The following is a 14,365-nucleotide window of genomic DNA, read 5'->3' on the forward strand; positions in this document are numbered from 1 at the left end:
CGAGGAACCCTCTTGGCCGCCATCCTCCCCGGGCGCAAACTGGGCCAGGCCGTCCAGGATCGGGTGAGCCGGTTGCCCCAGCTCGCCGCGATGCCGATCTTCCTCGGCCGCGTCTGCCACCACCTCGTCGTCGACCTCGTCGCCCGGCGCAAGTACGGCAGGACCGTCGTGCGCCACATGAGCGACATGACGATCGGGGTGAACGCCGTCTTCGTCGGCGGCGGCATGGTGTTCGTCATCTTCGCCATGTCGTTCTTCACCGGCGCGATCGTCGGCGTGCAGGGCTACCCGTCGCTGGAGCGGATCGGTGTCGAGTCCTTCACCGGCCTCATCTCCAGCTTCACCAACATCCGCGAACTCGGCCCCGTGATCACCGGGATCGCCCTCATCTCCCAGGTCGGCTCCGCCTGCACCGCCGAGATCGGCGCGATGCGCATCAGCGAGGAGATCGACGCCCTCGAAGTCATGGGCATCAACTCGGTCGCCTATCTGGTGTGCACCAGGATCGCCGCCACCGTCGTCGCGCTGGTGCCGCTCTACCTGCTCGCGCTGTTCGCGTCGTTCTTCGCCACCCGGTTCATCACCGTGCACTTCTTCGGGATGTCGGCGGGCGTCTACGACTACTACTTCCACCTCTACCTGCCGCCGCAGGACGTGTTCTACAGCGTCGTCAAGGTCGTCGTCTTCGCCTTCATCATCATGTTCATCCACTGCTACCGGGGCTACTACGCGGTCGGCGGGCCGGTCGGGGTGGGCATCGCGGCGGGCCGCGCCATCCGCGAGTCCAGCGTCGCGATCATCCTCGCGAACCTGCTGCTCTCGTACATCTTCTGGGGACACGGAGGGACGGTGAGCATCACCGGATGAGCAGCTCTGACCTCTCACTCTCCCGCGCCTCCCGGCTCAGGTTCGCCGCGATCGGCGGCGGCGTCATGGCCGCCGCCGTGCTGGCCGCGGTGACGGCGGCGACCCCCGCCGACCCGCCGTCCCGCGAGTACGTCGCCGTCTTCGACCGCGCCGGGCAGGGCCTGGACGACAAGTCGAAGGTCAAGGTGCGCGGCATGCCCGTCGGCGCCGTCCTCGGCGTCTCGCTCGACCCCCGGGGCCGGGCCGTCGTCCGGTTCCGCGTCGAGAAGTCGGTGCGGCTGCCCGCGTCGGTCTCCGCGTCGGTCGAACCGCTCTCCGTGTTCGGCCCGAAGGACCTCGCCCTCGACCTCGGGCAGGGCGAGGGCGTCGGGCCCTACCTGCCGGACGGCGCGGCCGTCGCCAGAACGACCGCGCCCGCCGACCTCGCGGACTCCAGCGAGAAGATCACCGCGCTGACCGAGGCGATCGACCCCGAGGACCTCGCGACACTCCTGCACACCTTCGCCGCCGCGCTGCGCGGCAACGGAACCAGGCTCAGGGCGACCACCGAGGGCTTCGCGAAGATCGTGGACACCCTGCACGACGACAGGTCGACCATCGCGCGGACGCTCAGGGACACCGCCGTCGTCACCGACGTCCTCGGCCGGAACGCCGACGCGCTCGGCCAGATCATCGAGGGCGCCGACGCGCTCGGCGAGGCCCTCACCGCCGACCCCGACGCCTTCGCGACGACCCTCGCGAACACCCGCACCGTCGCGGCCGTCCTCACCGGCGTCCTCGACAGGCACGGCGGCGACCTCGGCGACCTCGTCGACGCGCTCAGCCGGATCACCCACACCCTCTACCCGAACCAGGACGAACTCGGCGAGACCGTCGAGGGCCTCAACGAGTTCTTCCGCGGGCTGACGGACATCCTCTACCTGCCAGGACCCAAGGGGACCCGCATGGGCGCGGTCAACATGTACCTCGGCGGGGGCCCGTGCGAGATCTTCGAAGGCTCCTGCCCGCCCGGCGCGAACGGAGGCCGCCGATGACGCGCGGACCCCGGCGCGGCCCGGCACCCGGCGTGCTGCTGCGGTTCACCGCCTTCGTCGTCGTCGCGGCGCTGCTCACCGGATTCATCTGGGCCCAGATCGCGGGATCGGGGTTCGGCGACCGGTACGAGATCAAGGCGTCCTTCGCGGACGTCGGCGGACTCGTCCGTGGCGACCTGGTGAAAGTCGCGGGCGCGCCCGTCGGCAGGGTCAAGACGGTCGAGGTCGTCGCGGGCCGCGCCCTCGTCACGATGGAGGTCGAACGCGACCTGCGGCTGCCCGCCGACTCCACCGCCGAAGTGCGGTGGCGCAACCTCGTCGGGCAGCGCCTCGTCTACCTCGTGCCCGGAAACGGCGACGGCCACCTGAAGGACGGCGACACCCTCACCGCCACCAAGGCCGTCGTGGACCTCGGCGAGATCGTCAACTCGCTCGGCCCGCTCACCGGCGCGCTCGACCCCGACCAGCTCAACAAGATCCTCCAGGCGACCGCGGCGATGCTCGAAGGCAACGGCGAGAACATCAGCCTCATGACGACCGGCCTCCAACAGGTCGTCAGCACCCTCGCGCAGCGCAAGGACGCGCTCACGTCCATCCTCGACACCTACTCGACGCTGACCGCCACCGCCGTCCGGCGCGACGAGCAGATCGCCGGGCTCATCGACGACCTCGTCGCGCTCACCGAGGCGTTCGCCGGCAACAAGGACGTCCTCGCGGCCGCCGCCGTCGAGCTGGCCCAGGTCAGCGCGGTGCTCGACCAGGTGATCAGCGGAAACCAGCGCGAACTCGACAGGGCCATCGGCAACATCGACACCGTCGTCAGGACGGCGGTCGGCGACATCGACGCGCTGGAACAGATCCTGCGCGGCCTGCCGGGCGCGTTGCGCACCCTGTTCAGCGCGGTGAGCGGCGGCCACTACCTGCGCATCAACCTCGTGTGCCTCGGCCTCAGCCACGGCGAGTGCCCGACGCCGATGCGGCTGCCGGGACCCGGTGGCGGCGGCGGCTCGAAGGAGCTGCTCGAAGGGCAGCAACGGCTCGTCGATCTTATGGCCCAGCTGACGGGAGGCCGCTGATGTCCGCACGCGCCAGGATCACCACGGCCGCCACGCGGTTCACGGCGTCCACGCGCCGGCTGCGGCCGCCGTCGCTGCGCGACGTGAACCGGCGGCTCGTCGCCCTCGTCTCCGTCGGGACGTTCGGCGCGTTCATCGCGTTCGCGTTCCTGTACGGGCAGCTCGGGCTGTTCCAGGGCGGCTACCACGTCACCGCCGTCTTCGCCGAGACGGGCGGCGTCAAGAAGGGCGACGACGTGCGGCTGGCCGGGGTGCGGGTCGGCGCGGTCACCGCCGTCACCCCGGACTTCGAGCACGGCTTCGTGCGGATCACCTTCCGGGTGGACTCCGGCATCGACCTCGGCCCGCGGACCCGCGCCGACGTCCAACTCGCCAACCTCCTCGGCGGCCGGTTCGTCAAGCTCACCGGGCCCGTCCAGGAGCCCTACCTCGCCGACCTGGCCGAGCCACACCGGGAGATCCCGCGCGAGCGCACCGGGACACCGTTCACCGTCGTGGACGCGCTCAACACGACGACGGGCGGCCTGAGCAGGCTCGACACCGAGTCGATCGGCAGGATCCTCAAGGAGACCGAGAAGATCAAGACGCCGTCCAAGGAGAACCTGAACAAGCTCCTCACCAACATCACCACACTGAACGCCGCGCTCAACGCGAAGAGCCCCGAGTTCCGGCAACTCCTCGCCGACTCCGAGAAGCTCACCGGCACGCTCGCCCGCAAGAACGGCGACCTCGTCCGGCTGCTCGAAGCGTCGCGGACCCTCATGAAGACGCTCCACGACCACCGGGACGAGCTGGCGTCCACGCTCGGCGACAACGCCGACACCGTCCGGGCCCTCGGCGACGTCGTGGAGAAACGCGGCAAGGAACTGGACGACCTCCTGCGCCACCTGCACACCCTCACCCAACGGTTGGAGCCCGGCATGGCCGACCTCAACAGCAACCTCGCGCTCCTCGGCCCGACCTTCGAGGGACTGGCCAACGCGGGGAGCACGGGCAAGGGCCTCGCCGTCATGGCGACCGGGCTCGGCGTCCTCCAGGGCGGCAAGCCGATCCTGCCGCCCGAGGCACGGCCGTGAGGGCCCGGAACGCGGCGCTGGCCGCCGTCCTCCCCCTGCTGCTCACCGCCGGTTGCGCGGCGACGGGCGGCGCGGACACCCGCCTCACCGTCTACTTCGACCGGGCGACGAGCTTCTACGAGGGGTCGAAGGTCCTCGTCATGGGCGTGGACGTCGGCACCGTCAAAACCGTGCGGATCGAGGGCGACCGGGTGCGCGTCGAGGCCGTCGTGGACGGTGACGTGCCGCTGCCCGCCGACGTCAGGGCGTCCATCATGCCGATCAACATCGTGGGCGAGCGCAACCTCGTGCTGTACCCGCCGTACACGCCCGGCAAACCGAAGGCGAAGAACACGCACGTCATCCAGAAGGAGAACACCACGCTCCCGGTCGAGACGGACGACGCGCTCGTCGCGTTCTCCGACCTGCTGGAGGCCGTCGACCCCGTGCAGGCCCGCAAGTCCACCGAGCAGACGGCTGCCGCGTTCGAAGGCAACGGCGCGGCTTTCAACGCCGCGCTCCAGCAGACCGGCGAACTCACCGAGACGCTCGGCGGCCAGACCGACGCGCTGATCGGGCTCGCCGAGAACCTGTCCCAGCTCGCGGACGTCGTCGAAGGCAAGGAGGACGTGCTCGGCACCATGATCCAGCAGCTCTCGACCGCCACCGAGGCGCTCGCGCGGGAACGCCACGCGATCCGCGACCTGGTCCGGGGCCTGGTGAAGCTCGTGCGCAGCGGCGACGTCCTGCTGGAGAAGTACGAGGGCACCCTCGCCGACGACATCAGGGTCATCACCCAGGTGTCGCTCGTGCTCAAGGGCAACAGCGCGGCGCTCGCCCAGCTCGTCGAGTCGCTGCCGGTCGTCGCCCAGGGCCTCCTGACGTCATGGGACCCGAAGAAGCACGTCGCGAAACTCCAGCTCGCGATCGACCCCTCGCTCCGCCACCTCATGACCCAGCTCGGGCTGCCGGACCGGTGCCTGCTGCCCTCGCCCACCTACGCGAACTGCCCGTGGGAGGAAGGACGATGAGACTCCTCGGCCTTCTCGTCGGCGCCGCCCTCGCCGCCGGATGCGCGCCCGGCACGCTCGGCGCGCCGACCGGCGACGTCACGCTCGTCGCCGCCTTCGCCGACGTGCAGAACCTCGTCGCCGGGCACAGCGTGCAGCTCAGCGACATCACGATCGGCAGCGTCGAGCGCGTCCGCAGGGTCGGCTACCAGGCGGAGGTGCGGTTCTCGATCGAGAACGACTACCGGCTGCCCGCCGGAACCGGCGCCGAGATCGCGCAGACCTCGCTGCTCGGCGAGAACTACGTGAAACTCCTCCTGCCCGAAGGGTCCGACATGGCGACCGGACCGTTCCTCAAGGACGGCGACCGGATCACCCGCACCAGCGTCGCCCCCCAGTTCGAACAGGTCGCGGGCAACGCGGGCCGCCTCCTCACCGCGATCAGCGGCGACGACCTCGCCACCGTCGTCAACGAGGCGGCCACCGCGCTCGACGGCCAGGGGCCGACCCTGAACCGGCTGATCTCCCAGTCGGCGGACCTCGTCGCCGTCTTCGCCGAGCAGCGCGCGGACCTCGGCAAGGCCATCGACCGGCTCGCCGAACTGGGCGAGACCCTCGCCAAGCACAACAACACCCTCGCGTCCGGCGACATCGCCAGGGCCACCGCGCTCCTGGCACAGAACAAGGGCGAACTCCTCGACACGGTCGAGGCGCTCACCGAGACCGCGCGGCGCCTCAACGACAAGGTGTTCGTCGGCAGGGCCGAACGGCTGCGGCTGCTCATCAAGCGGCTCGACCCGACCCTCGCCACGCTCGGCGAGGGACACCGCGACCTGTCGGCCCTCGTCAAGAGCCTCGCCGGATTCCAGGAGACGTTCCCCAAGTCCATCTGGGACGGGCAGTTGATCACGTTCGGCGCGATCAGACTCGGCGTCGGCAAGGACGCCGGGGGCGACCACCGGGACGCGCACGAGACGCTGCCGCTGCTCGACCAGATCCTCCCGGGAGGCGGGCGATGAACGGACGGCGCGTCCAGCTGAACGTCGCGGTCTTCGCGACACTGACCGTGGCGCTCACGGCCTGGGCGCTGACGAACGTCGTCAGGTTCGACTTCGTCGAGCGCCCCTACACGATCACTGCGGAGTTCAGCGCCTCACCCGGGCTCAACGAAGGCTTCGAGGTCGCCTACCTCGGCGTCCGCGTCGGCAAGATCAGGTCGCTGCGGCTCGACGCGCCGCGGCACCGGGTCGTCACCGAACTGGCCATCGACCGGGGCGTGCGGATCCCGTCCGCGCTGACCGCCGCCGCGGGCCGCAAGTCCGCGGTCGGCGAGCCGTACGTGAGCCTCGCGCCCCGCCCCGGCGCCGACCTCGACGACCACATCCGTCCCGGCGGCGTCATCCCGCAGGAGCACACCTCCGTCCCCATCGCCTACGGCGACCTGTTCGCGCGGCTGGTGGAGGGACTGGAGGAGACGGACCCCGCGTCCACCAGGATCCTGCTCCGCGAGATGGCCGAGGGCTTCGAGGGCCGCGCCGACTCCATCCGCCAGATCATCGACGGCGCGGACTCGATCAGCACCGCGTTCGCCGGACGGACCGAACTGATCGACGGGCTCGTCGCCGACCTGTCCGTGCTCAGCGGCACGCTCGCCCGCAACTCCGGCGCGCTCGGCGACGGCATCGGCCACAGCGCGGCCCTGCTCGGCCCGCTCGCCGACCTGCGCGCCGAACTCGCCGAACTGCTGGAACGCTCGCCCGGGTTCAGCACCCGGCTCGCCGGACTCACCGTCAGGACCCAGCCCTACGTCGGCTGCGGGTTCGAGGGGCTCGCGGCGGGCTTCGGCGCGATCGCCACCCCGGAGTCGCTCGCCGGAATCCGGGGGACCCTCACCCGGGCGGCGCCGCTCATCGCCGCGCTCAAGGACATCATCCAGGTGTCGCCGGAGGGGTCGAGCATCAACATGAAGGCGGCGATATCGGTGACGGGCACGGCGCCGCTACAGTACAAGACGCCGCGTCCGATCCCCTCCGTCCCGGACATCCCCTCCTGTTCCGACGGAGCCGACCCGTTCAAGTCCCAGCCGACCGCGACGAAGCCCGACCGGAACGGCCAGGGCGCCCCGGCGCCGTCCGCGTCCGCCGCGCCGCCGTCCCCCGGCGTGACGACGACGGCGGTGGCCCGTCCCGCCGCCGGGAACACGGCGGGCGGACCTCCCGGCTGGCTCGTCTGGCTGCCGCCGGTGCTGGCCTTGGCCGTCCTCGCCCGGGTCGCCGCCCGCTCCCTCCCCGTCGTCCTCCGCCGTCGCCGCTGACCCCGCAGGAGCCCCCATGACCACCCCGAAGAAGCCCGTCCGCCGCGTCCGCGTCATCGAGATCGTCGACGAGGACGGCACCGACCTGGACGAGGCGACCCTCAACTCCCTCATCGCCGCCGCCGACGCTTCCGCCGACGTCGCGGACGGGTCCGAGGACGGCGACGCCGCGGACGAGAGGGCTTCCGGCAAGGCGGCCGAGTCCACGGCCCCGGCCGAGGACGCCGCCGATGACGGAGACACTGACACCGTCAAGGGCGGCGCCCGCGAGGCGTCCGACGAGACGGCCGGGACCGGAGACGACACGTCGGACGAGAAGACGGACCGGGCGGCGCGCGAGCTTGCCAAGGGCGGTTCCACGGGCGGCCGCGCCGGGTCGGCGGTCCGGGCGGCGGGACGGCTCGTGCCGGGGCTCGTCGCCGCCGTGGTGGTGCTGGCCGTGCTCGCCGTCGTCGGGCTGGTCCAGTGGCGGTCGGCGGCGGGGGAGGAGGCCGAGCGGCGCGATCTGGTCGCGCGGGTGTCGGCGTTCGGCGACGTCATGGCGACGTTCTCCTACCGGGACGTCGAGTCGGCGCACGAGAAGACCCTCGCGTTCCTCACCGGCGACGCCAGGGCCGAACGGGAGAAACTCGACCTGAAGGCGTTCGGCGACCGGCTCGCCGAGCAGAAGGCCGACCTGAGGTCCAAGTCCTACGCGGTGTACGTCGGCCGGGTAGACGGGAACCTCGCCAGCGCCGTCCTGGTGTTCGACCTGTCCATCGAGGCGCCCGCGCTCAGCCAGTCCCAGACGATCGGCAAGAGCCACCTCACCCTCGGCCTCATCAAGGTGGACGGCACCTGGATGATCTCGTCCATGACGCCCGCGGGCAGCGAGGACAGCGCCGCCTCGTCCGTCCCCGGCGTCGGCACCCCCGCCCCCGCCGACACCCCGACCGCGAAGCCGACCGACAAGAAGGAGTGACGGGGCGTTCGGGCCCGCCCGGAGGGCCGATATCGGTCGTCCGGGCACTGTCAACCGGGAGTGGCGTGCACGACAATGGGCGGATGGACAGCGGGGACGACGCGCTGATCCGGGAGTTCGGGCTGCTGCTCAGCGCCGCCTCCCGGCTGGAGCGGATCGCGGGCCGGGCGTTCGAGCGCCGCGTGGGGATCTCGCACGTCATGTTCGAGGTGCTGCTACGGCTCGACGAGGGCTGCGTCTCGATGAGCCACATGGCCAAGGACATGATCCTCACCAGCGGCGGCATGACCCGCCTCATCGACCGGATGGAACGCGCGGGCCTCCTCACCCGCCACACCTCCGAAACCGACCGCCGCGTCCAGAAAGCCTCACTCACCGCCAAGGGCCGCGAAACCCTGACCCTGGCCCGCGCCGTCCACACCGAGACGCTCCGCGAGTTCTTCGCCGCCCCCCTCACCCCCACCGACCGCGCCACCCTCCAGGCCCTCCTGGAACGCCTCGAATCCCGAGGCCGCCAGGAACTCCCCTCCCTCGGCTGAACGGTGACGGGCAGGGCGGCCGGGGTGGGGCGCCCTGCCCGTCGAACATCAATTCACCACCGTCACAGGTAGCGGGCCGCGTTGGGTTCGGCGGGGGCGTCCGCGCCGGTGACGCCGTTGGGGCCCTTCGGGACGCCGTCGTCGATGGACTCGGGGGCGTTGATGGTGACCCGGTGCATTTTGCGGCGCTCGGTGTAGTCCGCCACGGCGTAGTGCTGGGTGGGCCGGTTGTCCCAGAACGCGAGGGTGCCGACGCGCCAGTTCAGCCGTACCTGGAACTGCGGGTCGCGCACGGCGTCGAACAGCAGCGGCAGGATCGCCTCGTTCTCGCGGCGCGACAGCCCGATGAGCCGCGTGACGGAGCTGCGGTTGACGTACAGGGCCTTGCGTCCCGTCTCCGGGTGCACCCGCACCACCGGGTGGACGACCGGCGGGTTCTTCTCCTGGAGTTCGCGCAGGTCCATCCGGTGGCCCTTGTCGATGGCCTTCGTGACGGACATCGTCAGGTCGTGCTCGGCGTACAGTTCGTCGCACAGCCGCCGCAGCCACGGCGCGAGCGACTCGTACACGAGGTACATGTTGGCCCACTGTGTGTCGCCGCCGACCTCGGGCAGGATCACCGCGCGCAGCAGCGACCCCATCGGCGGCGTCCGCATGAACGTGTTGTCGCTGTGCCACTGGTCGCCGCCCTCGCCCTTGGGGTCGGTCTGGTCGAGCACGTGCACGGGCGACCCGCTGGTGTCCATCGGAGGCAGGTTCGCCGTCCCGAACTGCCGCGCGAACGCCACATGCTGCTCGTCGGTGATGTGCTGGTCCCGGAAGAACAGCACCCCGTGGTCCAGCAGCCCGGTCCTGATCACCTGAATCCGCTCGGCGTCCAACGCCTCCCGCAGATCAACCCCCGTCACCTCCGCCCCGATGTTCCGCGTCACCTTCCGAAATTCGATCATGTCCCTCAACCACCCTCCTAGCGAAACAAGCAACCGCTAGGTTAAATGTACTCCACACACATTCCCCCAACCACCCCCAAATCCGCACACGGCGACGGCCAGGTCCCGGGGTCCGGGCCTGGCCGTCGCTTGTGTGGCTTTCGCGGCTCGCGCGATCGGGTTTTGGTTATCGGCTGTAGAACTCCACCACCTGCTGTTCGTCGCACACCACGGGGATCTCGCGGCGTTCGGGGAGGCGCTCCAGCCGGGCGACGAGGGCGTCGGTCCGGACGTCCAGGTACGGGGCCGGGACGGCGGGCGTGAACCCGCCCTGGGCCGCCGTCTGGAACGGGAGCATGGACTTGCTGCGCTCGGAGACGCTGATCCAGTCGCCGGGGCGCAGCCGGTAGGACGGACGGTCGACCCGCTTGCCGTTCACCAGGATGTGCCGGTGCACGACGAACTGGCGGGCCTGGTAGATCGTCCGCGCGAACCCGGCGCGCAGCACCATCGCGTCGAGACGGCGCTCCAGGTCGACGACCAGCGCCTCGCCGGTCTTGCCCTCGACCTTGCGGGCGCGCTCGAAGGCGAGCTTGAGCTGCGCCTCACGGATGTTGTACTGCGCCCGCAGCCGCTGCTTCTCCAACAGCTGGTCCTTGTAGGGCGAATCCTTCTTGCGGCTGCGTCCATGCACACCAGGCGGGTAGGGACGGGCTTCGAAGTACTTGACGCACTTCGGCGTGAGCGGAACGCCCAGAGCCCGGGAGAGCTTCGCCTTGGGGCGGGGGTTGTTCAAAATCCCTCCTTCGTGATTAGGTTGCCCTAACTAAGGCTAGCCTAACCTAATGGAGTACGTCTTGAGCAGCAAGGGTCCCAGCGCGGCGGAACGGGCGCGCACCATCGCCTACGGCGTGGCCGGGGCCACGCTCGCGGTCCTCGGCCTCGACGAGGAACTGACCGTCGCCGCGCACGTTACCGGAGAGGACGGCGTTCCGCTCCTGCTCATGCCGACCGCGTCCGATCTGGTACGCGCGCTCCGCCGGGAACCCGACCTGCCCGCCACCCTCCGCGCCACCGACCTCACCCCCGTCCCGCTCGCCGACCGCGTCCGCGGCACCGTCTGGCTGCACGGCTGGGTCAGCGAGGTCCCGCTGGACCGCCGCCGCGAGGCAGCCATCCGCATCTCCCGCCTCCACCCGCGCTCCGACCTCCTCGACATCGGCGCCCGCATCCCCGCCGAACAGGAATGGACGGTGCTCTGCCTCGACGTCGCCGAAGCCGACGTGGACGACGTGTGGGGCGACGAGACCATCGAAGCCGAGGACTACGCGGCCGCCCGGCCCGACCCGTTCGTCGCCGTCGAGCCCGGCATGGTCGCGCACCTGGACTCCCACCACCGGCCCGAACTCGTCGGGCTGTTCCGCGCCCGGTTCGGCCAGGTCTCGCCGCAGCCGATCGTCAGGGCCGTCGGCCTCGACAGGTTCGGCCTGCGGGTGCGGTGCACGCCGCCGCCGTCCGGCGGGCCCGCCCCGTTCGACGTCAGGTTCGACTTCCCCGAGCCCGTCACCGACCTGCCCGGCATGCGCTGCGCCTACCGCACCATGTTCTCCTACGTCCGCGGCACCGCCGCCTGACGCCCCCCGCCCGCACGGGCCCCTGGACGCGGCGAAGCCGCCCTCCGGCGCGGTGAGGGCGGCTTCGTCGTCTCGTGCGGCGCGCTACAGGTGGTGCTGCGGGTCAGCGGCGCCCGTCGTGGTTTTCGATCCGGAACGACATGACGCGGCCGTCGATCTCCCTGATGCCCTGGTAGCAGGCGCTGCCACGGACGATGACGTTCTCGCTCGCGAGGATCGTGGCGTTGACCCTGTCGCCCTTGTACCGGCCGCTGACGATCTTGGCGTCCTTGAGCCGGAGGTTCGCGAGGGTGCCCTCGAACCTGCCGTGCTTGATCCGGGAGACGCCCCTGCCGTCGTCCCAGCGGATGAAGCCCTCGGCGTGGCCCGCGCGCACGATGCCGCTCGCGGTGGTCCGCGAGTCGCACGACGCCTTCGCCTTGGCCCTCAGGTGCAGCGTCCCGCTGGTGACGGACGGGCGCACGTGCGTGATGCAGGTACCGAGGTCGAGTTCGCCGCGGAGGTGCACCTGGCGGGCCTGCCCGTCGCGCACGCCCGGATAGGCGCGCAGCTCGGCACCGCCGCCTCCGCACGCCACCTTGGTCCCCTCGACGCCCGCCGCGGCCTCCCCGGCCGAGGCGACACCCCCGATCCCCACCGCCAGCGCCAACCCGCTCCCCGCCAGCATCGCCTTCACCCGAGAATCCATCGAGTCCCCCTTCATCCGACTCCGAGACCGCCCCCCGCGACCCCAACCCACCACTACCCTCCAAGATCAGCCCGCCCCCTCCCCCCACCCCAATTCCTCCCCAACAACTCCCCACCAACAGAACCAGTCCCGCCCACACGGGCCCGGTGAGGCCGAAAACCGAGCGCCCGCCAAGAACCCGCTGACCCTCGCCGGACACCAACCGACGTACCGCCGCGCGCGCCCGCCCTTGGATCGCAACCCCTCGGCGGGCGCGAGCCGACGCCCGGCCTTCGGCGAACGCTAGGCGACGTGTGCCTCCAACGTGACGACGAGTTCCGCGTCCAGCGCGCGGGCGACCCGTTCCAGCACCCCGATCGTCGGCACCCCTGCCCCGCCCGCCTCCAGCCGCGACAGCGCCGACCGCGTCATCCCCGCCCGCGCCGCCACCTCCGCCTGCGAGAGCCCAAGCCCGTCACGCCGCTCCCGCACCGCACGTCCCAGCTCATGGGCGCGCCGCGCCACCGCGTACCCCTCGGCCACTGCCGCGCCGTCCCGATCGCCGCCCCGCCGCCACCCGTAGTGCTCACTCACCGCCACCCAGCTCCCTTTCCGTCGCCTTCGTCATGTCGTCGTCCGCCGGTCGGAGCCGTGCGCGGGCCTCTCCGTGCGGGTGCTCCGGAGGCGGGGCCAGGAGGCGGCTGAGGACCGTACCGGCGTCGACGGTCGGCACCGCCTCGCCGCGGAGCAGCGCCTCGGACTGGCGGCGTGCGGTGCGGTGGGCTTCGGGGTTCAGGGAGAAGACGGCGATACGCCACCAGGTCTCGATGAAGTCGTGCGGCGGGGTCGCGCCCCGGGCGTCGGATGCCCGGTTCGTGACGCGCCGTAGTCCGGCGTCGAACTCCGCGAGATCCTCTGGAAGGAGGGCGGCGCGGATCGACGTGGCCTCCTTTGTTGGGGGCGCGGGGTCCGGGGGTGCGGCTGTGCTCATGGTGGTGACTCTAGGGGGTGGTGGCGTTACGCGGGGCCAGGTTGGGGGAGTTGGTCGGGCACTGGGGGGTTAGAGGGTGTTGAGGGTGGTTTGGAGGTCGGTCCAGAGGTCTTCGGGGTGTTCGATGCCTACGGCCAGGCGGATGGTGCCTTCGGTGAAGCCGGCGGCGGTGAGGGCGGCGGGGGAGTACATGCGGTGGGAGGTGCTGGCGGGGTGGATGGCGAGGGTTTTGGCTTCGCCAAGGGAGGCGGTGAGGGAGATGAGGCGGGTGGACTCGATGAAGCGTTGGCCGGCGGGGCGGGCGCCCTTGAGGTCGAAGGCGAGGACGCCGCCTGCGCCGCCGGTGAACTGGTGGTGGGCGAGCTTGTGGTCGGGGTGGGTGGGCAGGCCCGGGTAGGAGACGGACGCGACGGCCGGGTGGGAGGAGAGGCGTTCGGCCAGGTACTGGGCGTTGGCGCTGTGCCGCTCCACGCGCAGGCCCAGGGTCGTCAGGCCGCGCAGGAGGAGGAAGGCGGCGAAGGGGTCGAGGGTGGGGCCGGTCTCGATAACCTCCTCCCAGATGCGGCGCTCGTCCTCGGGCGAGGAGGTGACGATGACGCCCGCCAGCACGTCACCGTGCCCGCACAGGTACTTGGTCGCCGAGTGCACGACGATGTCAGCGCCGAACTCCAGGGGGCGGCACAGCAGCGGCGTCGCGAAGGTGTTGTCCACGACCTTCTTCACGGTGGCCGGGACGGCGGCGAACAGCGCGCCGAAGTCGGGGATCCGCGTCGTCGGGTTGGCGATGGTCTCCAGGTAGAGGATCTTCGTTGTCGGGCGGACGGCCGCGGCCACCTCCGCCGGGTCGTCGCCGGAGACGTACGTCACCTCGACGCCCCATTTGTCCTTGAGCGTCTCCAGGGTGCCGTAGGTGCCGCCGTACAGGCAGGTCTGCGCGACGACGTGGTCGCCGGAGCGCAGCAGGCCCTTCAGCACCGCGTTGATGGCGGCCATCCCGGACGCCGTCGCCAGGGCGCCCGTCCCGCCCTCCAGATCGGCGAGGGCGAGTTCGAAGGACCGGACCGTGGGGTTGCCGAGGCGGCTGTAGAACGGGGGCTGTCCGGGGCCGTCGAACGCCGCCGCCATGCCGTCCGCGCTGTCGAACGCGAACAGGTGGCTCTGGTAGATCGGCATGCCCAGCGGGGTGCTGCCGGTGGGGGTGACGATCGGCGTGTGGATGGCTCGGGTCTCGGGACGAAGCTCGCTCATGCCCTCAAGTCTGACCCCCGATGACCAGGGCAAACAGTGC

General features: G+C 71.1%; 16 protein-coding genes. 10 read left to right on the forward strand and 6 right to left on the reverse strand.

Features of this window, described 5'->3' with window-relative positions:
- Nucleotides 1-12 precede the first annotated feature (12 nt).
- From LO762_RS19900 to LO762_RS19940, 9 genes are all read left to right on the forward strand, one after another.
- Nucleotides 13-867 (forward strand): ABC transporter permease, encoded by an 855-nt coding sequence (locus LO762_RS19900; protein WP_230617213.1) that lies wholly within the window; start codon nt 13-15, stop codon nt 865-867.
- Nucleotides 864-1,901 (forward strand): MCE family protein, encoded by a 1,038-nt coding sequence (locus tag LO762_RS19905; RefSeq protein WP_230617215.1) that lies wholly within the window; start codon nt 864-866, stop codon nt 1,899-1,901. Before LO762_RS19900 ends, LO762_RS19905 begins: the two co-directional genes overlap by 4 nt.
- Nucleotides 1,898-2,977 (forward strand): MCE family protein, encoded by a 1,080-nt coding sequence (locus tag LO762_RS19910; protein ID WP_230617217.1) that lies wholly within the window; start codon nt 1,898-1,900, stop codon nt 2,975-2,977. Before LO762_RS19905 ends, LO762_RS19910 begins: the two co-directional genes overlap by 4 nt.
- A complete protein-coding gene (locus tag LO762_RS19915; protein ID WP_230617219.1) occupies nt 2,977-4,053 on the forward strand; it encodes an MlaD family protein in 1,077 nt (358 codons plus the stop codon). The genes LO762_RS19910 and LO762_RS19915 overlap by 1 nt, the downstream gene beginning before the upstream one ends.
- Nucleotides 4,050-5,063 carry an MCE family protein gene (locus LO762_RS19920; RefSeq protein WP_230617221.1) on the forward strand — a complete coding sequence of 338 codons (1,014 nt, stop codon included), beginning with the start codon at nt 4,050-4,052 and terminating at the stop codon, nt 5,061-5,063. Before LO762_RS19915 ends, LO762_RS19920 begins: the two co-directional genes overlap by 4 nt.
- Nucleotides 5,060-6,061 (forward strand): MCE family protein, encoded by a 1,002-nt coding sequence (locus LO762_RS19925; RefSeq protein WP_230617223.1) that lies wholly within the window; start codon nt 5,060-5,062, stop codon nt 6,059-6,061. The genes LO762_RS19920 and LO762_RS19925 overlap by 4 nt, the downstream gene beginning before the upstream one ends.
- Nucleotides 6,058-7,356 carry an MlaD family protein gene (locus tag LO762_RS19930; RefSeq protein WP_230617225.1) on the forward strand — a complete coding sequence of 433 codons (1,299 nt, stop codon included), beginning with the start codon at nt 6,058-6,060 and terminating at the stop codon, nt 7,354-7,356. The genes LO762_RS19925 and LO762_RS19930 overlap by 4 nt, the downstream gene beginning before the upstream one ends.
- 16 nt (nt 7,357-7,372) lie before the next feature.
- Nucleotides 7,373-8,317 (forward strand): hypothetical protein, encoded by a 945-nt coding sequence (locus LO762_RS19935; RefSeq protein WP_230617227.1) that lies wholly within the window; start codon nt 7,373-7,375, stop codon nt 8,315-8,317.
- Between the two features lie 83 nt (nt 8,318-8,400).
- Complete coding sequence (locus LO762_RS19940; protein ID WP_230617229.1) at nt 8,401-8,856, forward strand: MarR family winged helix-turn-helix transcriptional regulator; 456 nt, start codon at nt 8,401-8,403, stop codon at nt 8,854-8,856.
- 62 nt (nt 8,857-8,918) lie between these two features.
- Here the strand turns inward: LO762_RS19940 and LO762_RS19945 are convergent, their stop codons facing one another.
- Together LO762_RS19945 and rpsD are read right to left on the reverse strand one after the other, a co-directional pair.
- On the reverse strand, nt 8,919-9,806 hold the full coding sequence (locus LO762_RS19945) for a TauD/TfdA family dioxygenase (RefSeq protein ID WP_230617231.1): 888 nt from the start codon (nt 9,804-9,806) through the stop codon (nt 8,919-8,921).
- Nucleotides 9,807-9,972: 166 nt separating this feature from the next.
- Complete coding sequence (rpsD, locus tag LO762_RS19950; protein WP_230617414.1) at nt 9,973-10,584, reverse strand: 30S ribosomal protein S4; 612 nt, start codon at nt 10,582-10,584, stop codon at nt 9,973-9,975.
- Between the two features lie 58 nt (nt 10,585-10,642).
- Here rpsD and LO762_RS19955 point away from each other — a divergent pair, with 58 nt between their 5' ends.
- Nucleotides 10,643-11,419, forward strand: a complete 777-nt coding sequence (locus tag LO762_RS19955; RefSeq protein WP_230617233.1) for a DUF2470 domain-containing protein — start codon at nt 10,643-10,645, stop codon at nt 11,417-11,419.
- A 103-nt stretch (nt 11,420-11,522) separates the two neighbouring features.
- On the opposite strand, the gene LO762_RS19960 is transcribed toward LO762_RS19955, so the two are convergent.
- The 4 genes from LO762_RS19960 to LO762_RS19975 all read right to left on the reverse strand — a co-directional run bounded on the left by LO762_RS19960 (nt 11,523) and on the right by LO762_RS19975 (nt 14,325).
- Nucleotides 11,523-12,107 carry a hypothetical protein gene (locus tag LO762_RS19960; RefSeq protein ID WP_230617235.1) on the reverse strand — a complete coding sequence of 195 codons (585 nt, stop codon included), beginning with the start codon at nt 12,105-12,107 and terminating at the stop codon, nt 11,523-11,525.
- 282 nt (nt 12,108-12,389) lie between these two features.
- Entirely contained in the window at nt 12,390-12,680 is a 291-nt protein-coding gene (locus LO762_RS19965; protein WP_230617237.1) for a helix-turn-helix domain-containing protein, read from the reverse strand.
- Nucleotides 12,673-13,077, reverse strand: coding sequence for a DUF6247 family protein (locus tag LO762_RS19970; protein ID WP_230617239.1), 405 nt, complete (start codon nt 13,075-13,077; stop codon nt 12,673-12,675). Before LO762_RS19970 ends, LO762_RS19965 begins: the two co-directional genes overlap by 8 nt.
- Before the next feature lie 69 nt (nt 13,078-13,146).
- Nucleotides 13,147-14,325, reverse strand: a complete 1,179-nt coding sequence (locus LO762_RS19975; RefSeq protein ID WP_230617241.1) for a PLP-dependent aspartate aminotransferase family protein — start codon at nt 14,323-14,325, stop codon at nt 13,147-13,149.
- Between the last annotated feature and the right edge of the window lie 40 nt (nt 14,326-14,365).

The organism is Actinocorallia sp. API 0066 (assembly GCF_020991275.1).
Classification (GTDB): Bacteria; Actinomycetota; Actinomycetes; order Streptosporangiales; family Streptosporangiaceae; genus Actinocorallia.